General features: G+C 69.6%; 10 protein-coding genes. 4 read left to right on the forward strand and 6 right to left on the reverse strand.

The features are described from left to right. The first annotated feature begins 9 nt into the window (after nucleotides 1–9). Complete coding sequence (locus tag ABT070_RS23770; RefSeq protein ID WP_351763827.1) at nucleotides 10–1,083, forward strand: NAD(+)/NADH kinase; 1,074 nt, start codon at nucleotides 10–12, stop codon at nucleotides 1,081–1,083. 653 nt (nucleotides 1,084–1,736) lie between these two features. Here ABT070_RS23770 and ABT070_RS23775 read toward each other — a convergent pair. Next, nucleotides 1,737–2,207 (reverse strand): hypothetical protein, encoded by a 471-nt coding sequence (locus tag ABT070_RS23775; RefSeq protein ID WP_351763829.1) that lies wholly within the window; start codon nucleotides 2,205–2,207, stop codon nucleotides 1,737–1,739. Between the two features lie 468 nt (nucleotides 2,208–2,675). On the opposite strand from ABT070_RS23775, the gene ABT070_RS23780 reads away from it, so the two are divergent. Further along, nucleotides 2,676–3,311 carry a Pycsar system effector family protein gene (locus tag ABT070_RS23780; protein WP_351763831.1) on the forward strand — a complete coding sequence of 212 codons (636 nt, stop codon included), beginning with the start codon at nucleotides 2,676–2,678 and terminating at the stop codon, nucleotides 3,309–3,311. A gap of 35 nt (nucleotides 3,312–3,346) precedes the next feature. On the opposite strand, the gene ABT070_RS23785 is transcribed toward ABT070_RS23780, so the two are convergent. Both ABT070_RS23785 and ABT070_RS23790 read right to left on the reverse strand, forming a co-directional pair. Next, nucleotides 3,347–8,257, reverse strand: a complete 4,911-nt coding sequence (locus tag ABT070_RS23785) for a CHAT domain-containing protein (RefSeq protein ID WP_351763833.1) — start codon at nucleotides 8,255–8,257, stop codon at nucleotides 3,347–3,349. After that, on the reverse strand, nucleotides 8,218–9,558 hold the full coding sequence (locus ABT070_RS23790) for a hypothetical protein (protein WP_351763835.1): 1,341 nt from the start codon (nucleotides 9,556–9,558) through the stop codon (nucleotides 8,218–8,220). The genes ABT070_RS23785 and ABT070_RS23790 overlap by 40 nt, the downstream gene beginning before the upstream one ends. Nucleotides 9,559–9,722: 164 nt before the next feature. Between ABT070_RS23790 and ABT070_RS23795 the strand changes: the two genes are divergently transcribed. Next, nucleotides 9,723–13,019, forward strand: a complete 3,297-nt coding sequence (locus ABT070_RS23795; RefSeq protein WP_351763837.1) for a CHAT domain-containing protein — start codon at nucleotides 9,723–9,725, stop codon at nucleotides 13,017–13,019. Between the two features lie 102 nt (nucleotides 13,020–13,121). Here ABT070_RS23795 and ABT070_RS23800 read toward each other — a convergent pair whose 3' ends face one another. Then, nucleotides 13,122–13,808, reverse strand: coding sequence for an SDR family NAD(P)-dependent oxidoreductase (locus ABT070_RS23800; protein WP_351763839.1), 687 nt, complete (start codon nucleotides 13,806–13,808; stop codon nucleotides 13,122–13,124). 322 nt (nucleotides 13,809–14,130) lie between these two features. On the opposite strand from ABT070_RS23800, the gene ABT070_RS23805 reads away from it, so the two are divergent. After that, on the forward strand, nucleotides 14,131–14,739 hold the full coding sequence (locus ABT070_RS23805) for a TetR/AcrR family transcriptional regulator (protein ID WP_351763841.1): 609 nt from the start codon (nucleotides 14,131–14,133) through the stop codon (nucleotides 14,737–14,739). A gap of 124 nt (nucleotides 14,740–14,863) precedes the next feature. Here ABT070_RS23805 and ABT070_RS23810 read toward each other — a convergent pair whose 3' ends face one another. Both ABT070_RS23810 and ABT070_RS23815 read right to left on the reverse strand, forming a co-directional pair. Then, nucleotides 14,864–17,608, reverse strand: coding sequence for a DUF6493 family protein (locus ABT070_RS23810; RefSeq protein WP_351763843.1), 2,745 nt, complete (start codon nucleotides 17,606–17,608; stop codon nucleotides 14,864–14,866). After that, nucleotides 17,605–19,029 carry an SWIM zinc finger family protein gene (locus tag ABT070_RS23815; protein ID WP_351764046.1) on the reverse strand — a complete coding sequence of 475 codons (1,425 nt, stop codon included), beginning with the start codon at nucleotides 19,027–19,029 and terminating at the stop codon, nucleotides 17,605–17,607. Before ABT070_RS23815 ends, ABT070_RS23810 begins: the two co-directional genes overlap by 4 nt. Nucleotides 19,030–19,091: the final 62 nt, after the last annotated feature.

Raw genomic sequence — 19,091 nt, forward strand, 5'->3', positions numbered from 1 at the left:
GAGGCAGCAGTGACAGTGAACCGGCTGGGTCTCGTCGTGCACGGTGGGCGCGCGGAGGCCTTGGAAGCGGCGGACGTGGTCCGTGCGTGGTGCGGCAAGCACGCCGTGCGGTGCACGGACATCGACGTGTGGCACGACGGAGGGCGCCGCACCGCCCGCGAGGAGGTGGATGCCGCGGGCGATCCGGACCTCATCGTGACACTGGGCGGCGACGGCACCTTCCTGCGCGGTGCGCGGCTGGCCGCCGAGAACGACGCCCTGGTGCTGGGTGTCGACCTGGGACGGGTCGGTTTCCTCACCGAGACGTCGGTGTCCGCGGTGCATACGGCGCTGGACGCGGTGCGTGAGGACCGCGTCAGAATCGACAGCCGCATGCTGCTCACTCTTCGGGCCTCCCGCCGCCTGGAAGTGCCGGCCGGGATGGAGGCTCTGATGGAGTACGGCCGCGGACCGCTCCTGCCACCTCCTCAGGTCCGGTCCGACTGCGAGGTCGACGACGAGTGGGGCATCGCGCTGAGCGTCACCGCGCTCAACGACATCGTGGTGGAGAAACTCTCCAGGGACCGCCAGGTGTCGGTCGGGGTCTACGTCTCCGGCCGGCTCCTGGCGTCCTACTCAGCCGACGCGCTGCTGGTGGCCACACCGACCGGCTCGACGGCCTACAGCTTCGCCGCCGGCGGACCCGTCGTCTCACCGCGAGCCGACGTCCTCGTCTTCACCCCGGTCGCCCCGCACATGGCATTCGACCGGTCGGTCGTCACAGCCCCCGACGAGCCCATCGGGCTGCGCCTGCTGGAGCGGTCGGGCCAGGCAGCGGTGAGCATCGACGGCCAGCTGCGGGGCGTGCTCGATCCGGGAGACTGGATCGGCGTGTACGCCGCTCCGCGCCGCCTGCGAGCGGTCCGGCTGGGACCGATGGACTTCTACGGCCGGTTGCGCGAGCGGATGAACCTCACCGATGCCCCGGCCGCGGTCGCCGACGGAACTCCCGCGCCGCTGTGGTCGGTGACCACACCTCCGCCCGGAGACCTCGCCCATCTGGCGTTGCTGACGGCCCCGGACGGACCCTCCCCGGTTCTGTGACCGGGATGTCACGGTCGCCGAGGACTCTCTCGCAGAGGGCCGGGGACGCCGTCGGGTGAATCGCCGAGTCGCAGCGGCGGGACATCCTGGCGCTGCTGCGGGCGGGTGAGCGGCCGGTGACCGAGCCGACCCAGGAACCGGGGACCAAGGAACGGAGAACCTGAACCTGGGCGAGGGCGGCGAGGAAGGCCACGACAACGACGTAGCGCGGGAGGCGTTCGAGCGCACCGGCGCGCGCGTCATGGGCAAGCGCATGTTCGACCTCGGCGAGCAGTCCTGGCCGGAGGCGGCGCCCTTCCACACCCCGGTCTTCGTCGTGACGCACACCGAGCGTGCCTAGTGGGAGCGGCCCGGCGGCACCGTTCCACTTCGTCAACGACGGCATCGAGCACGCCGTCGACCAGGCCCGAGCCGCGGCCGGCGACCTCGACGTCCGTATCGCCGGCGGCGGCGCGACGATCCTGGAACACTTGAACGCTGGCGTGGTCTGGTCGACGAGTTCTCGATCGCGCTGTCACCGGTACTTTTCGGCGCCGGCACCCGCCTGTTCGACGGGGTGGACGCGTCCAGGGTCGCGCTGGAGCCGGTCCGCTCGGAGCCGTCGTCGCGAGCGACGCACCTGACCTCCACGGTGCACCCGCGGTAGCCGCGCCTCACCCCCACTCCGACCTGTCGGCCAGGCGGCGGTACCACCAGAACTGCGTGCGCCACTCACGCCGGTGCGCGAACGGGTCCGGCAGGGTGCGGCGCAAGAACACCGCGTCAAGAAGCTTCACCCGCCGGACGAGCTCGGCGCGGGCCCGTTCCGGCAGTCGCTCCATGACCTCCTCCAGCACGTCGCGTGCGTGTCTGACGTCGTCGAAGGAGCACCCGGGGCACGAGCAGAACGACTCCCGCGGGTACAGCGGACGTCTTCCCGGCGGGTGCAGGAACTCGCGGTAGCGCCGCAATGCCCGGTCGGTGGCTCCTGGGTAGACGGAGAAGCTGTCGCTCAGGCACTCGACCCGGTGCACAGCCAGGCTCGCCCTGGTGGAGAGTCCGTGGATCCGCAACGGCGGGGCCGGCCCCCAGATACGGGAGAGCGGCCGCTCACCGCGCAGCGCGCGTGGCCGTCTACGCGGCATCGGCCTTTCGACACATGATCATGTGAGCCATGATGCCGGCAACGGCTCCCCTGCCGCACCAGGTTTTCGACCTCTGCAACGGGTCTCCAGGACGCCGGCAAGAAGAGTTCGGGGGCACCTCGGGTGTCGTGGCGGCGCGAGCGGGAAGTGCGCGTGACCATTTCGGGGCTCATCGAGGCCCACTTGCGCGACGGGTCGCACGCATCGCGGCAGGGCCTTGGCCTCGACTTCACCGGCGCCGTCCTTGATGAGGCCGACTTCCGTCGCGCCCGCTTCAGGTTCCGTCCGAGGGACGGTGGACGGTGCGTATCCAAGTGGCAAGCCCTGCGTCAGGCGCCTGCCGGGCTGGCCGCAGCGACGCCGTCCGGCGCCAGTAGCAGAAGGTCGACCGGGCGAGGCTGGGGTGAGGACTCAAGGGCTGACGGGTCAGGGCGCTCCCGCTGTACCTTGGTGACCGGCAGCACACGCATGGTGACCGGGAAGCCTGAGCCGAGCTTCGCACTTCGCGGGCCCGACCGGGCAACGTTCATGAGGAGGACGCCTGATGATGCTGTTCCGAGCTTCTTGCCGGTGGGTGATCTGATGCCTCAACCGAGCGGAGCGAGTCCCGAGACCGAAAAGGCTGTGGAGACCGCATGGCGGATCCACGGAGCGATCGGCGAGTGGACTGCCCGGGTCGACGCCAAGGCCTCGTTTGCTCTGGCTTTCGAATCTGCTGCTGTAGGCGCGATCATCGCGCTGTCGGGCAAGAACTACGTCTTCGACAATGTTCACGCGCGGGAGTCGCTTTACCTGCTGTGGGTCGGCAGTGGTCTCATCGTCGTAAGCGCCATCTTCGCGGCAGTGGTCGTGGTGCCCCGCCTTCGTGGCCCCGCACTCCAAGCCGAAGCCTCCGCCAACTTCATCTACTTCGGTCATCTCATGCACCGTGAGGCGAACGAACTCGCCGAGTCTCTGAGGAACACCGATCTGCTTCCCGTGCTGAGCCGTCAGCTCATCGTCATGAGCGGGATAGCCTGGACCAAGCATCGGAATATCCAGATATCATTCATCCTCTTCGCATTCGGCGCGGTCCTCGTGGTCATCGCGGGAATACTCGCCTGACAGCATCCGCGGTCGCGTCGCTGAGCACGGCCGCCTCAGGCACCGGTGTGGAGGTGGGCCGCCCAGAAGGACGGGGCCCACGGACGCTTGGCCCGCGCCCGGTGCAAGGAGAGGTGCAGAGCGTAGGCCGAATCCTTCGTCGGCAGCCTCTTGCTGTCCCTTTCTTTCAGGTGAGTGTAGAAGTCAATGGCAATCTCTCCGGCTGTTGCGTCGTCGACGGGCCAGAGCGTGCCGATCACATGGCGGTAACCGCAGAGCATGAATGCAGCTGTGATGTGGACGGACTCATCCGCCAACCGTTGATTCGTGAGCGTGGTGCTGCACGCAGAGAGATAGGCGAGTTCGGCATCCGCGATGTTCCGCGAGGAGATCGCGTCGACTGTGAGGCGTGCCGTCCCGTCATCGTTGCTCAGCAGCAGGCCGCTGCGTCCTGGCGCACCCCATTCGCTGACGGCGTGGCAGGCGAAGTGCACCGTCGGATGGGCGGGCAGTGCGCCGAGTACGGCCTCTGGTGTGTTGTGAGGAGGTTCGAGCCGGGTGGTGTCGGGCAGCAGGCCGGCGATGTGTGCGGTCTCGGTCCTCACGTGTCGCAGAGGGCGCGTCGTTCCCGTGGGATACGGCATCTCAACTATCAGAATTCCCTTTCCACTTCCTCTCCCGGGGGCGACAGTGCCGGGGGAGGAAGTGGAAACCGGTCCGGTCGTCCGTAGGAGGCGCCTCGCGTGGGCCAGAGCCCGGATGGTCGGCGTCCAGGAGGACACAGCGCGGTCCATGACCGTGTTCGGAGCGCTCGCGCGCTCCATGACGCCGTGGTGGTGGCCCGAAGCGTGCCAGGGCAGAAAGGCCGTGGCACCGGTCGGGCACCACCAGATCCTCGGCCATTCACCGGGTTCGTCCGGTCGACGGGATCGGGTGACTCCGATGCGCTCCAGGACGGGCTCCGCGACGTGGTCCCACTGCCACGCCAGCAACGCGCTGAGATCTTCCATGCGTCGCTTCGCCTGCGCGTAGGCGGTCAAAGGCTGCGAGCCGGGGACACGTCCCGTCAGGAGCCGATCCGCCCAATCGATCACAGAACGCTCGGTCACCTCCGGAAGAGCGACGACGATGACCGGGGAGTGCGGATCCGCGGTGAGGACCAGCGCGTCGCTGCGGTGCCTGCTCACCGCCAGAATGATCACGAAGCCGTGCTCGGCCTGCCGCCGGAGACTTTTCAGGTCTGGGGTGTCGAGAAAGTCGGACAGGCCTGGAACAGCTCGGATCCGGGTGAGGAGGGCGTGCCATTCCGCGTCCATGGCGGTTCGCTCGGCGGCGATACGTTGCACGGGTCGGCTGGGTTCGCTGTCGTGCGTCCCGGACACTTCGTCGAACTGCTCGCCAAGCCTGATGTGGTCGGCAGCGTCCCGGCGCGCCCGCAGGGCTTCGAACTCGTCGGCCAGGTCGGGGCAGGCGGCCCGCAGTTCGTCGGCATCGCCGCGCATGTCGAGGGTTTGGTTGAGCATCACTCCGCGCGCTTGTTCCAGCAGTTCGACGTCTCGTCCGGGATCGCCGCAGGTCAGCGCCGCCCCTGCAGCCTCACTGCCCAGCCCCTCCATCTCCCCCAGGCCGAACTCCTTGTCCCCGCGTGCCAGCCTCCAGGGGGCGAGCTGGCCGAGCAGGTCGACCGCCGTCTCGTAGGCGGCCAGGGCCCGGTCCGCCTCTCCGGCATCCAGGGCAGCCCTGCCGAGGGCGCGAGCCGCGCTGATCCGGTCCCCGATGGGGCTGCCCGTGGAGTTCGTCGCCCGGTCGAGCATGCGAAGGACTTCCTCGCCGTCCAGGTTCCCCGCTCCAGCCCGGGATGCGGTCCGCAGTGCGGCCGCGCAGCCGGTCAGGACGGATGCCTCGTCGGGGTGGTCGAGGGCGAGGGAGGCGACAGCGCGGCGGGCGGCTGCCACCGCCTGGTGCAGCGCCTTGGGTGAGGCGTCGTGGCGGTACCGCAGTCGCCATGCGGCCGCGAGATTGGCGAGCTGGCGTGTCTGGTTGGGGTGGCCGGGCGGTGTGAGAGCGACGGCACGGCGGCCCGCGGTGACTGCGCCCGCCAGCTCCCGCCTTCCTCCGGTCACTCCGTGCTGGAACATCAACGCCCCGCAAAGATGGGAAAGGAGGAAGGGGAGGTCGGGGTGGCCACGTTCGGTGGCGGTGACAGCCGTGCGGGCTGCGGCTACAGCTTCCTCGAGCGTGCGCTCCGCGGCCGAGGGGTCCTGCCGCTGGTGCAGCATCTGCAGGACTCCGGAGAGGTTCGACTGGTACATGGCGTGGTCCGGATGGTCGGGCGGGCATCCGGACACGGCTTCACGTGCCGCCGTGACCGACTCGGTCAGATGCCGAAGCTCACCGCTGCGGCTGTAGCGGGCCTGCGATCCCAGGCTGATCTGGTTGAACAGCTGCGCCTTGATCGGGTTTCCGGCCAAGGTCAGGAGCAGCCCCTCTTCGGCCGCCCGCATGCCTTCGCGCAACACAGACAGATCGCCTGTGCGCTCGTGCTGCGACCGACGAGCCATCGCGAGGTTCAGCAAATAGAGAGGGCGGTCCGGATCCTCGGGATGCGCGATGCGAACAGCCGCGTCGGCCGCGCTCTCGGCGTCGACGAGTCGAGCGAGATCTCCGGTCCGCCGATAGCGGGCGAGGAGAATCCCGCAAAGGTTGCTCAGCAGCGCCGGCCGTGCCCTGTGGGTCTCCGGCACCGCGTTCACGGCCAGGCGGGCGGCGTCCTCGGCTTCCCCTCCGGCAGCGTCGTCGCGGGCAAGTTCACTCCACTGATAGAGCGTGGTGGCCACGTTCGCCATACGCAGCGGGTACTCCGGCTGTCCTGGCACGATGATGGACATGAGCCGACGCGCGCAGCCTGCGGCCTCCTCGATCGCGGCACGGTCTCCCGTATGGTCGTAGCGGCTCCTGAGCGCCCCGGCGAGGTTTGAGAGCCGCCCTGCGAGCTCTGGTGAGTCGGCGGGTGTTGCACGAACTGTCTGGCGCCTGAGCGACACGGCTTCGTCGAGTGCCTCCGTCGATCCGCTCCGTTCGAACCGGATCAGCAGCGCGACGGAAAGGTTGGACAGCACGGCGAGAGCGACGGCACTGCCCTCGTCGCTCCTGCCCATGGCCCGCCGCGAGGTGTCGATGCTTTCTTCCAGAAACTCCGAGTCTCCCGTGGTCTGGTACTGGACGAGCAACTGGTGGGCCAGTGACGTGAGATGGGCGGCCTCGTCGGCGTGGCCCGCAGGAGTCACGGCCACCGCGTGGCGGCCGATCTCGACCGCCTCGTCAAGGTCTGTCCGGATACCGGCCCGTAGGTATCTGTCGAGCAAGGAATTGGCAAGGTTGCCCAGGAGCTTGAGCAGTACGGGGTCGTCTTCGCGAGCAGCCTCCGCAGCGAGCCGTCCAGTGGTGATCGCCTCGTCCAGAGCTTCCGGATCGCCGACGCTGTCGTAGATGTCCTGTACGGCGAGCATGAGGTGGCCGAGAGTGTCCGCTCGGCCTCCATGACCGGGCGGTGTGGCCGCGGCCGCTTCCTTCAGGACACTGACGGCTTCGGCCAGCGCCGCGGGTCGGTCCGTCCCGGACCGTGCTCGCGCGCGCAGGGCCCGCCCGAGCGTCAACAGGAATTGACGGTGTGCGGTGTGGCACTCAGGTAGCCGAGCCAGGACCCCGCGGCACACCTCGGCGCACTCGTCGAGGGCGGTCGTGTCGTCGGTCGTCTGATACAGGTCGAAGAGCGATTGGGCGAGCGAGAGCGAAAAGTCCTCGGGACCTCCGAGGGCGTCGCCGCCGTGGGAGACGGCCCTTCTGGCTGCGTCCACGGATTCCCGTACGACATCGGCGTCACGGGTCTGGACTCCCAACGATCCCAGAACGGCCGAAAGGTTGGAGAGGGGCAGGGCGGCCCCAGGGCCGCGGGGCACGAGGGCCACGGCTTCTCTGGCGTAGGCGGCCGCCTCGACGAGCGTCTCTTCGTCCTCGGTCTGTTCGAAGTGGGACAGCAGAACCAGGGCGAGATTGCTGAGATTGCGTGCCCGGTCCTGGACGGGGGCGGAGGTCAGGGAGGCGGCCTTGCGGCCGGCTTGCAGGGCCTCCCGAAGGTCCTCCGGGGAGCCGACAAGGCGGTAGCGCGCGCGTAGCGTGCCGACGAGGTTCATCAGGCGAGCTGCCAGGTCGTGGTCCGAGGGGCCACTGGGCAACTCGTCCCGGGCCATGGGGACGGTGCTGTTGCTTTCGCCGGCGTCGCCGTTCCCTGTCTTGATCTCGGTCGTACGGACGGCTTGCCGCGCCGCTGCCACGGCGTCGTCCAACAGTCCCGCTCCACCGTCCTGGTGGTAGAGCGTGAGCAAAGCGCCAGAGAGGTTGGACAGGTACGCTGCACGGCGGTCGCTGTCGCCCGTGGAGGCGGCTGCGACATGCCGAAGGACGAACAGGGCGGGCCGCAGGGCCACGCCGCCCCGGGAGCCCGGACCGTCCGTGGCGATCGCCGTCACCATGCGGTCGTGGCACCTGCGAAGGGAAAGTCCGGGAACGTCGGGGGGACCCGCGCCGGGCTCGTACGTGGCGGCGGCCCTTACGTAGAAGTCGGCGACGGCCTGGGGCAGCTGGGCCTCTCCCTTCGCGACCAGAGGAAGGAAGTACCAGGCGGCTGCCCGTAGATCCGCCTCGGCGCCTGTCTCGTCGCCCCTCCGAATCGCGCGGCGCAGGTGCAGCTGCCCTGCGGCGACGGCCACTTCCACGTCGTCGAAGAGGTCGCCGACGGAGGCCAGCAGACGACCGACGGCCGCGAGTGCGTCACGTTCGGCGGACTCGCTCGCGCCGCCCCCGCAGGGGCCCTCGACACAGGCGCGGACGGCCCTCAGCAGGTCGGCGCGTTCAGTGGGCGGACGGGTCATACCGTCCTCGCCGCGCTTGGCGATGTGTAGAGCCATGCGTCCGCCTGGTAGTGCTTCACCTGAGCGGTCACCCTGGTGAATCCTTCCTTGTTCAGCCCTGGGTAGCCCGGCGTGATGACCTGCCCGTAGAGAAACTGGCTGATCAGCACGCCCAGTTCGGCGCCCTTGTGAACGGTGAGCGCGTTGCGCAACGGGAAGCTGTCCAGAAGGCGGCAGAAGCTGAGCACCGCCTCGCCCTCGTAGCCGTTGGCGCCCACCTTGAAGGTGCCGACGTCGCAGGCCATCCGTATCCGCATCTGGTCGTCGTGGCGCTCATTGTCCTGTCGGAGCCGGGAACCCATGGTGTTGATCAGTCCTGGAAGCGCCTGGGTGATGTCGGTGTGCAGTGGCAGGACGATGTTCAGGCCGTCCCCGTTGCGTTGGTGCTCCAGATGCGCCAGGTCGAAGCCGATGCCGTCGAGGACGTCGCGGACGAGCCGGTCCAGACGCTTCTGCAGCGCTGCCCTGCCCAGGGCGTGGCGTTCGGAGTACCCCACCACATCGACACCGAAGCCCATGCGCGTCTCGGTGGAGTTCCGGTGGCCTTCATCGCCGCGGCCAGGTGTCCTTGCCGCAGCCCGTGATGTCGGTGGCGGCGGTTGAGGCGACTCCCGCACCGGAAGCCGTACGGTGAACCGGTCCGTGCCGGCGTAGGGGTGCATGCCCATCGCTGCCTCTTCGGTGAGCATGTAGCCCGCCTTGGCCATGACGTGCACTTCGTCGAAGCCCGTCGGCACCAGAAGGACGAACCAGCTGACGTGCGAGCCCAGTCGCACCTCGCCGCCGTTCACTGCGCGATGACGCCAGCGGCAGGTCTGTCCCCCGACTCCGAAGACGGTGATGTCCGGCATGAGGGCAGGAAGCGCGACTCGCGCGAGGGTCACGGCTGTGTCGTTGTTTCCGTCCATGCCTGTGCCACCGATGCTGCCGGCGTCCGGCAGGGCGAAATCCAGGTCGCGTGTCAGTACGTATGTTCGCGCCGACTCGGGTCCGCTCACACTCACGGGCAGCGCGGCGGTGACGGTCAGGTCTTCGACATCGAACGAGAAGCCCGCCTCGGCCCATTGAGGCCCTGGCACCTCGGGGTCAAAGTCCACGTCGTAGCGGGCTTTGACCAAGTACACATTGTGGCCGGGATATTCGGGCGGTGCGGTCAGCAGTGACCGCACCTGCCAGCCATGGAAGATGATCTTGCCGACTGGGACACCCGCCGACTGCGGCTCCCCGGAGCGCACGTCGTCTCTCAGGAACAGCCCGACCTCCGCCAGCGGCTGGGCTTCTTCAGGCGGGAAATCCATAGAAACGGCTCGCTTCCGTTCGCGCGTGGGACCCTCGGGCCCGTGAGCCAACACCGTCCGCGTCCGGGCCATTTCGCTACACGGATCGCTCTGTGCAGTGTAAGCAATACGAAGGGTTGCCATCCCGAAAGGCGAGAAATGCGACAGGACGGCAGGATGCGCACATGACGGGGCTCGAGTCCGATGGCGTCGACGGACAGAACCGGCATTCCCTGGCGGAACTGCTGGACGCGTACCAGCGCACGGAGGACCTCGACATCCTCCGGGAGATCGTCCGCGTACTGAGGAGAGCCGTTGCAGACCCCGATGCACGTGAGGGCGTCCAAGTCCGCCTGGTCGGCACCCTGCAGGAGCTGTTCATGCACACCGGAGAGATCGACCTGCTGACGGAGGCGGTAGAGACCGGCAGAGCGGCGAGGATCCGCAACACGGCGGCCGGCCGGCCCTCCGGCATCGCCCTGCTGTCGAATCTCGGATCGGCCCTGGAGGAACTCCACCAGCATCAGAGCGGCGCAGGGCTGCTGGCCGAGGCCGTTGCCGTGAACCGTGAGGCCGTAGAGCGCTCCGACCCGAGTGACAGCAACCGGCCGGGCCGCATGGCCAACCTGTGCAACTCCCTGCATTCGTTGTACCGCGCGAACACCCATGAACGCGCCGCACTGGACGAGGCGGTTGCGGTCGGCAGGCAGGCGGAGGCACTGACGCGAGGCCGGAAGGACCCGCTGCGCGCCATCGTGACCGGAAATCTACAAAATGCGCTGGTATCGCTGTTCGAGAGAACCGATGACGATGGCCTGACGGACGAGGCAACCGTCCTGGGGGAAGCGACTGTCGCGGCCTTCCCCGCCGAAGACCCGCGCAGAGCAGTCGCCCTGTCCAACCACGCCGGCGCCCTGCGGACGCTCGCCGCCCGCTCCGGCGACCGCGCAATGATGAACAACGCGCTCAAGACAGCGCGGGAGGCGGTGAAAGCCGCCGGTGCCGGCCGCCTGAACCGCGTCCTGTGCTTGTCCGGACTCGCCGCCTCCCTGCGTCTGCTGTACAGCGACACCGGCGAGGACGGCTACCTCGAGGAGTATGTCCGGCACACTGTCACCGTCGTACGCGAGGCGACGGGCGGGCCCGAGGCCGCCACTGCGCTCGCGGATCTGTGTCTCGCCCTGCGGCTGCGCCATGCCCGGGACGGTGACCTGCAGTCTCTGCTGTGGGCGGTGGAGGCAGGCCGCAACGCCGTGGCGGCCACCACGGAAGGGCAGGCACATCGCGTGGTGGTCATCAACCGACTGGTCAATGCCCTCCACCTGCTCTCCGCCCACGAACAGGACCCGCAGCCGTTGGCGGAGGCCGTCACTCTGGCACGGCTCGCCGTCACCTGCTGCCCGCCCGACCACCCCCAGCGCGCCGGGAACCTGTACGACCTCGCACGACTACTGCTGGAAACGGCTCGGACGCAGCAGGATCCCGCCCCGGCGCGGGAGGCAGTCGACATCTGTCGCTCGGCCGTGGCCTTGCTCGACGTCAACAACCCGGCCAGGGCTGGAGCGCTGCTGACCTTGTCCCAATCGCTGTGCGCTGTATGGGCGGATGGGAACACCACGCAGCTGGGCGGCGTGACGCATCTGGAGGAGGCGGTGAGTCGGGCGCGCGACGCGGTGACGATGCTGCCGGCAGATTCCACCCTGATGCCCGCCGCGGTCCGCACCCTTGGACAGGCGCTGCTCGCCCTCGGCAGTGCCCATCCCGTCCGGGCTCTCGGGCACGCGGCCCTCGAAGACGCACACAAGGAGCTGACGGAACGTGTCGCCGCACGCCATGAGGTCCTGGCAAAGGACCGTGTCGCGGCCGCGCGACTGGCCGGACGGGCGGCCCAGTTGGCTGGGAACCACGCCGAGGCGCTCGCCGCCTTCGAACTGGCCGTCGATCTGTTGCCCCGGATCGCGCCGCGTGAACTGCCGCGCGAGGACAGGGAATCCGGCCTCGGCGCGGTAGCCGGCCTTGCAGCCGAGGCGGCGGGCGCAGCCACCGCCGCAGGGCAGCCCGGACGCGCCCTGGAGCTGCTCGAGCAGTCACGCGCGCTGCTCCAATCGGAACTGGTGGGCACCAGGACCGACCTGGACACGCTGGCAGACCATGAACCGGGCCTCGCCGAGGAGTTCCGTCGTCTCCGTTCCCGTACCGAGGCGATGGAGAGCATCCTGCCCTCAACCACAGGTCCCGGCCTCGCCCCGGCCCTCGCCGACCGGGCCGCGGCCCGCCGCCGCAAGGAACTCGCGGACGGCTGGACGGACCTGCTGGCCCGCATCAGGCGCTCCCGCGATGACCTCGCGCGCTTCCTTCTGCCGCCCGCGCTCGGCGAGCTGCGTGCGCAAGCCGCCGAGGGCCCCGTCGTCACCGTCTACGCAGGCCCTTTACGCAGCGACGCGCTCGTCCTTCATCCCGACGATGGACGACCGGTCGAGGTCGTGGAACTGACCGACCTCTCGGACAAGTTCGCGGTGGACCTGGTGGTGCGTCTTCGATCGGCCTGTACACGGATCTACAGCGAACCCAGCTACGGCGGCCGGAAGACGGCCCAACGCGATCTGCGGAAGGTGCTCGGCGACGTGTGGGACACGGTCACATCCCCCGTGCTGAACGCCTGTGGCATGAGTGCGCCCCCGGACGAGGCAGCAGCCTTGCCCAGGTGGTGGTGGTGCCCAGTGGGCATCATGGCGTTCCTCCCTCTGCACGCTGCCGAGCAGTACGAAGACGGCGGGAGCGGGCCGTCGGTCCTCGACCGCGTGATCACCTCGTACACCCCCACCATCGGTGCACTGGCCTACGCCCGCCGGGTGACAGGCCATGACGGGCGGCCAGGAGGCGGCACGCTGATCGTCGGGCTGCCGGACACGCCGGACGCGCCCGCCCTGCGCTCGGCCGAGGAGGAATGTGCCGCCCTGGAGCGCCTCCTCCCTGACTCGACTCCCCTGTACGGCCCGGATGCCACCCATGAGGCGGTCACGGCCGCCCTGCACCACACGTCCACCGCTCACTTCGTCTGCCATGGAGTCAGCGACCTGCGCGGCAGGGGCTACAGCCGACTCCTGCTCCACGACCATCAAGCGCGTGCCTTCACCGTGGCCGATGTCTCCCGGCTCGACATCCCCCGAGCAGACCTCGCCTATCTCTCGGCCTGTGAAACCACTGACACCGCGCCACGGTTCGTCGACGAGTCACTGCATATCACGGCGGCTTTTCAGACAGCCGGATTCCGCAGCGTCATCGGAAGTCTGTGGAAGATTCAGGGAACCTCCGGCACGCGTGTCGCCACGACCGTCTACACGCATCTGACCGCGGACGGCACCCGGCCGCCGGACACTGGCACCTCGGCCCGGGCACTGCACGCAGCAGTCGTCGCGGAGCGTGCCCAGAATCCGCAGACCCCCGGCCTCTGGGCGGCCCATGTGCACTTCGGTCGCTGATCGACTTCGTCGATCGCTGAAACTGAACGGACAAGTCCGTAGGCCGTGCGGGAACGTGCGAGGGACAGCTCGACGGGCTGCCCCTCACTCGTGCCTACACGGCTACCAGGGCACTTCCCCGTTCTCGTCCTGGAAGGTTCCTGTCGGGCCGTCCGCTTCGAGCGTTGCCAGACGTACGACGACCCTGGCACTCGCTTCCGGCGCCCTTCCGATGCCGAACGCAGCGGTCAGGTCCGTGGCGGTGGTTCCGGGCTCGACCGCGTTGAACTTGATGCCCGGCTGGGACTTGGCGTACTGGACCGTGAGCATGGTGGCTGCGGACTTCGAGGCGGAGTAGAGAGCCAACGGCAAGCCGAATTCCGGCCGGTCCGGATTGGTCACCGCCCAGAACGATCCGGCACTGCTCGAAACGGTGACCACGGTGGGGTTCGAGGACTTGCGCAGGAGGGGAAGCGCAGCCTCCGTGACGCGCACGATCCCCACCGCATTGGTGTCGAAGGCCTGGAGAGCCGTGGGGCCGTCGGTGATTCCGGCCGCCAATATGCCCGCGTTGTTCACAAGGACGTCGAGTCGGCCCTCGGCCGAATCGATCGCCGCCAACGCGTTGCTCACCGATGCGTCGTCGGTCACGTCGAGCTGCACGAACCGTGCGCCGAGCGTTGCCGCCGCCTTCTCGCCTCGCTCGACATCGCGCGCGCCGATGTAGACGACGTGGCCCAGCGCCAGAAGCTGTTTGGCCGTCTCGAAACCGATTCCCTTGTTGGCCCCGGTGATCAATGTGATCGTCATTGCGTTTCCTCGCGAATCATGAGGCCCGGGTGGGCCGTCGGCGGTGTCCGGAGTGTTCTTGGACTTGCCGGATCGAGGCCGCGTACAGGCCCCGACCGGTGATGACGCTCCCTGCTCGGAGCGCGCAAGGTCACGGTGGTGGCGATCTCTGCCGGGCGCCCGAGCCGGCCAGGCGGATTCCGGTACCGCCCCCGGTGACGAGAGCGCGGTCTCCCTGTCGAGCAGTCCACGTGAGTAACCCTTCGACTTCCGCAACGATCGCTGCAGAAGTCGAACGCTAGCACTTCTGCAGCGATCGTTGCGGAAGGAGTAGGCTGTGGGCGTGGAGAGGAAACAGAGCGGCCCCATCGGCCGGCCGCGGGGATTCGACGCCGACGAAGCCCTCGAGCGCGCCATGCTGGTCTTCTGGAAACATGGCTACGAGGGGGCCAGCACCGCCAACCTGACGAGCGCGATGGGCATCTCCACCACCAGCATGTACGCAGCTTTCGGCAACAAGGAGAAGCTGTTCCGCAAGGCCCTGGAGCGGTACGCCGAAGGCCCGAGCGCATACCTGGCCCAAGCCATGGAGGAGCCGACCGCCCTGGGGGTCGCCACCGCGATCCTGGCCGGCACCGTGCGAACCACCACCCGCCCTGCAAATCCCCACGGGTGCCTGGGCGTCCATGGCGCCCTGACCGTCAGCGACTCCGGGCAGGAGATCCGCGACCTGCTCGTAGCCTGGCGCGACAACGGCTACTCCCGCGTCAGAGAACGCTTTCAGCGAGCCGTCGACGACGGCGACCTGCCCGCGGACACCGATCCCGGGCTACTGGCCCGCTATGTCACCACCTTCGCCTACGGCATCGCCGTACAAGCCGCGAGCGGTGTCGGCCGTGACGAACTGCAGGAGATGGCCGACGCCGCCCTGCGCAACTGGCCCCTCTCCTGAGACCCGTCCGGCGCTCCCCCGTACGCCCCCTCAAGGGCGACCGCCCCGCACAACAGCGAAACCGCTCCCGGAGGCCCGGAACACAGCCCGGACGGATGAGAGGGAGAGCGCGAAGCAGGGCCGGTCAGCCGAGTACGTCGCGCAGCAGCCGCGCGTTCTTCACCACCTGACTCGTTCCGCTGCGCCCCGCCGCTGTCGTGACCTCGGGTATCTCGCCCTTCGCCGCGCAGCGCGAGGCGCAGTCGACGCCGAGGGCGAGGAGCGCTCCGGTTCCTCGGACCACGGGGTCGCGCAGCAGGTCGGGCAGCGTGGTTTCGAGCACGGACCAGATGGTGGCGTACGCGCCCGTCTCGGCCGCCGTCCGCAGGGAGGCGGTCACCCGGTTCGCCTCGATCCACTTGCCGCGCAGCATCTCGGCCAGCTGCTGTCCGAGCAGGCCGGTGTCCAGCTGCCCCCGCCCTGCGAGCACGAGGAGCGTGTCCACCGCCGCGTCGCGTTCGCCCTGCCGGTCGTAGGTAAGGGTGTACGCCAGTGCCAGGTGCAGCGCGAATCCCGCCGGGCCGCCGGACTCCGCCGCGAACGGCAGGGCGCGGGCCCAGCCCCGCATCGACACGCGGTACCTGAAGTAGTCCCGTGCCAGCACGAGTTCGCGGTGGTGGGGCAGCTGGGCGAGCCAGAAGGGGACCATCGGGTCGTAGAGACCGCTGTTCCGGTACGGCCCGATCAGGTTCTCTGCGGCCGGGAGCAGCAGGGGCCCGGGAGCCGTCTCGGGACGTATGTGGGTCATCCCGATCTCCGGGTGCACGCCCGGCTTGGCGTCGGGCCAGCCCTCCGGCCTGGAATCCCAGTGCGGCAGACCACCCTCACGCAGCCACCGCGCCAGCCGCTGCCCCGCGTCCGACCCCAACTCCCCCGCGGCGCCCAGCACCTTCGCATCGACGGTCGGGGTGACGCGCAGCAGCGCCTGGGCCAGGTCGACCGGCGCGGGCGTGCTGCCGAGCCCGTCGAACACCGAGAGCCGCTCCACGAGCACGGCGGCGTCCAGCGCACCGGTGGCATCGGTCGGAACGGCCAGCAGGAACGGCTGCGCGTCGGCCTTGATGATGTCGATCGCCTCGTACAGGCGCGCCCTCAGCAGTTCCCCTGCCGGGGAGAAGACGTTGCGCCCGAGGCGGGCGGTGAAGTCGCGCCCCCTCGGCTCGTCGCCTCGCAGCGCCCTGGCCACGTCGTACACGTCGGCATGGGTGAAGTCGACCGCGTCACGGGGTTCTTTGCGCATCACCGGCTTCAACGCCCGGGCCAGCGCGACCCGGTCGAGGTGGGCGTGCCGGACGAGGCCGTCCAGGACGCGTTCGAACGTCACCACGTCCTTGTCGTTCGCGACGATCGCAGCGAGTTCCTCGGCGACCTCGACGGCCGTCTCGATGGGCCCCGGCACCGGGCGAGGTCCGGGCACGGTGGGCAGGAAGTCGACGTACTGGTCCGTGAGTTGCTCGGTGACCCCGCCGGTGGTTCGGTCCGGTGTGGTGCCGAACAGATCTGCCGCCCGGGCCGCGAGACCGGGGTTGATCCGTGCGGCGGCCGTGCGCAGCCCGGGCAGTACGGAGTCGCCCGCGGCCTTGAGGTGCCGGGCGATCACATCGAGGGCGCGCTCCTGCATGTCGACGTCCCGGTGGTCGAGGGCCGTCGCCACGTCGAGCACGGCCCGGGCGGCGCGCGTGGGGTCCTTCCGCGCCGCCCGGTCGAGCCGGGTGAGCTGGGCGCGCACCAGCTTCTTCTCCGGTCGGAGCAGAATCCGTTCGCACGCCTCGGTCAGCACGTCGGGTTCCAGCAGCCCTGCCTCGTCCAGGCCGATCAGGACCTGCTGGGCGTAGGCAGCCACGGGCGACGACAGGTCGAGCAGCGCCATATGGTCCCGGAGGGCGGGCGCGTTCTCGGCCGGGGTGAGGGCGAGAGCACGCAGGTACGCGAGCGGCGGCGCGGTCTCCGTGCGCGTGCCGTCCTGGAGCAGCCTGGCGAGCAACGGCTCGGCGAGTACGACGCGTTCGCGGGCCACCATGGCGTGTTCCGCCGGGGTGAGGGCGAGTTCCGTCAACGCTGTCGCGGCGTCCCATCCCCACCCCCCGTCGGCGGCCAGGTCGGCGAAGACGCGCCGGATCAGCGCGGCACGGTCCACCAGGCCCTCCTCGGAGAGGCTGATGAACACGCCCAGCCTGGTGTCCTCCCTGATGAACGACAGGCCTCTGGTGTTGAGCATGTGGTGGAACGAGCCCGCCCCGAGGTACACGCCCGGTCGACGCAGCACCAGCGGGAGGAGCGTCGGCGACAGGTCGTCCGCGCGCAGCCGCTTCAGGAAGCTGGCGCCGGGCCGGGCTCCACCGCGCAGATGTGCGGGATGCTCCCAGGTGCTGTCCCGCCAGCGAAGCCAGCTGTCGATGAACCCGTCGGAGGTCGGGACGGGGCAGCCCGTGTCATGGACGAGGTGTTCGACGAGGTCGGACCTGATGGACTTCCCGGGCGTCGACCGGTCGGCGAGCTGCATGGCCAATTCGGCACGCCAGGCGACGGGTTGGAGGTTCACGACGTCGAGCATCCAGGCACCGCCGAGGGGCAGGCGGATCGCGTTGCCGTGGTTCTCGGGCCGCAGGATCCAGTCGGCCGCGGCCACGGGGTCGGTCCGGCAGCCGAGTTCGGCGGCGAGCTGGGCTGCCTTCTCCTCCTCGGGGCGGTGGTACCAGTCGGATCGCAGCGTCGCGCGCCGGGCCTCCAGGGCCTCGGCCTGTGCCGCGCGCTCGTCCGGCGTCAGGGTGCCGAGTTCGCGGAGCACACCCTCGACGTCGAAGGCTTCCGCGAGGGGGACCAGGGTCATCGTGCCGTCTCCGATCGTGCTGTGCTCTCAGCAACAGCAAGAGCAGCTGCCCCGTCCGCGTCCGCCGCTGTGCCGCGCACCATGCCCACCGCGAGCACGTGCTTGCAGGGGCCGCGTCCGCCCCGGTACTTCGCCCACCAGAAACAGGTGCAGCTCAGCCGGCCCGACGTGTCGTCGGCGCGGACCACATGGGCGTCATCGCCCTTCCCGACCCGGGCCAGCGGTCCTTCGAGCCGCACCGCCCCGTCCGCGACGAGCGCCCGCGCCCCGCGCAGCCGGGGGTTGCGCGTCTCGGCGGCGCCCGCGCGGTAGGGCAGGTGGCGGTGGAAGTACGCCTCCTCGTTGAGGTCGTAGCCGATCTGGCCCGACGTTCCCAGCATGGTCAGCGCGGCACGCACCCGGCCGGTCGGCAGCCCGGCATGCGCCGACAGCTCGGCGACATCAATCCTCGGCTCCCAGGCCAGCAGTTCGGCGACCCGTTCCGCGTCCACGGCCGCGGGCCCGGTGGCGAGGTCGTGGAGCACTCCTCCCTCGCCGGAGAAGCCGCGCGAGGCACTCTGGGAGAGCATCAACGTCAGTCGCATGCCCGGCAGTTCGACCTCCCAGGCGACGGCGGCGGCCCCGTCCGTGGCGGCCTGGGCGGCCGGCGCGTACACCCGTACGGTCGTCGCGTACCGCAGGGCCGTCTGAAGGGTCAGCAGTCGTTCGGGCCCGGGCAGACACACGGCACCCGGCGCCGGCCTGGTCGTGGGACGCAGGGTGCGGCCCGCGGGTACCACCCAGCGGCTCGTACGGGTGTCGGCCCGCTGGGTGGGCCGGGGCAGCGCCCGCAGCAGGGACGCCGCCTCGACGGCGGGCACCTCGGCCCGAAGGACGAAGCCGGCCGCGAGCACCTGGGCCTCGGCGAAGCCGCGAAGCCAGCGCTCCGGCAGCGGGACCTTCTTCTCCACGAACTCACCGTCGAAGGTCCTGACCGTCAACTCCTCGGGCCCGACAGCCAGATGGAGGGGGTCGAGCCCGCCCAGCCCGGCCAGTGCCCGCCGCAGCGGAAGGTTGACGTCCACGTTCGTGGTGCCGTGCCCGACGTCGTCACCGTCGAGGCCGGGCGCGAGGACGTCGAGCCGGGCGTAGACACCGCAGCAGCCGGAGAAGGACTCAAGCCGCAGCCGGTCGCCGTCGGCCGTCACCACCGGGTCGAGCGAGGCATTCGCGCTCGGCCGGTAGTAGCGGGCGGCGGCCACGTCGGCGACCGCGAGCAGCGCTGTCGCCGCGGCGGCCGGCGCGGTCAGGAACCCGCTGAAGAACCGGGGATTGGCCGCCTCTCCGGCCGGGGTGGCACCACCGGAGGTCTCCAGCGCGAGGGTGCGTCCGGCTCCGGTTCCGTGCACGGCCGAGGGCCGTAAGTAGGAGTAGCTGTGCATGAGTTGAGTCACGCGCACACGCTACGGCCGAGCACTGACATCGGCCGCGCGGGCGCCCTCAC

Source organism: Streptomyces sp. NPDC002884, from assembly GCF_040295245.1.
Classification (GTDB): Bacteria; Actinomycetota; Actinomycetes; order Streptomycetales; family Streptomycetaceae; genus Streptomyces.

What these genes read in the sequence shown, in the direction of transcription:
- ABT070_RS23790 (WP_351763835.1), bottom strand. Translation starts at nt 9,558, where the DNA reads ATGGATTTCCCGCCTGAAGAAGCCCAGCCGCTGGCGGAGGTCGGGCTG.
- ABT070_RS23775 (WP_351763829.1), bottom strand. Translation starts at nt 2,207, where the DNA reads ATGCCGCGTAGACGGCCACGCGCGCTGCGCGGTGAGCGGCCGCTCTCC.
- ABT070_RS23780 (WP_351763831.1), top strand. Translation starts at nt 2,676, where the DNA reads ATGGTGACCGGGAAGCCTGAGCCGAGCTTCGCACTTCGCGGGCCCGAC.
- ABT070_RS23785 (WP_351763833.1), bottom strand. Translation starts at nt 8,257, where the DNA reads ATGGCTCTACACATCGCCAAGCGCGGCGAGGACGGTATGACCCGTCCG.
- ABT070_RS23810 (WP_351763843.1), bottom strand. Translation starts at nt 17,608, where the DNA reads ATGACCCTGGTCCCCCTCGCGGAAGCCTTCGACGTCGAGGGTGTGCTC.
- ABT070_RS23795 (WP_351763837.1), top strand. Translation starts at nt 9,723, where the DNA reads ATGACGGGGCTCGAGTCCGATGGCGTCGACGGACAGAACCGGCATTCC.
- ABT070_RS23815 (WP_351764046.1), bottom strand. Translation starts at nt 19,029, where the DNA reads ATGCACAGCTACTCCTACTTACGGCCCTCGGCCGTGCACGGAACCGGA.
- ABT070_RS23800 (WP_351763839.1), bottom strand. Translation starts at nt 13,808, where the DNA reads ATGACGATCACATTGATCACCGGGGCCAACAAGGGAATCGGTTTCGAG.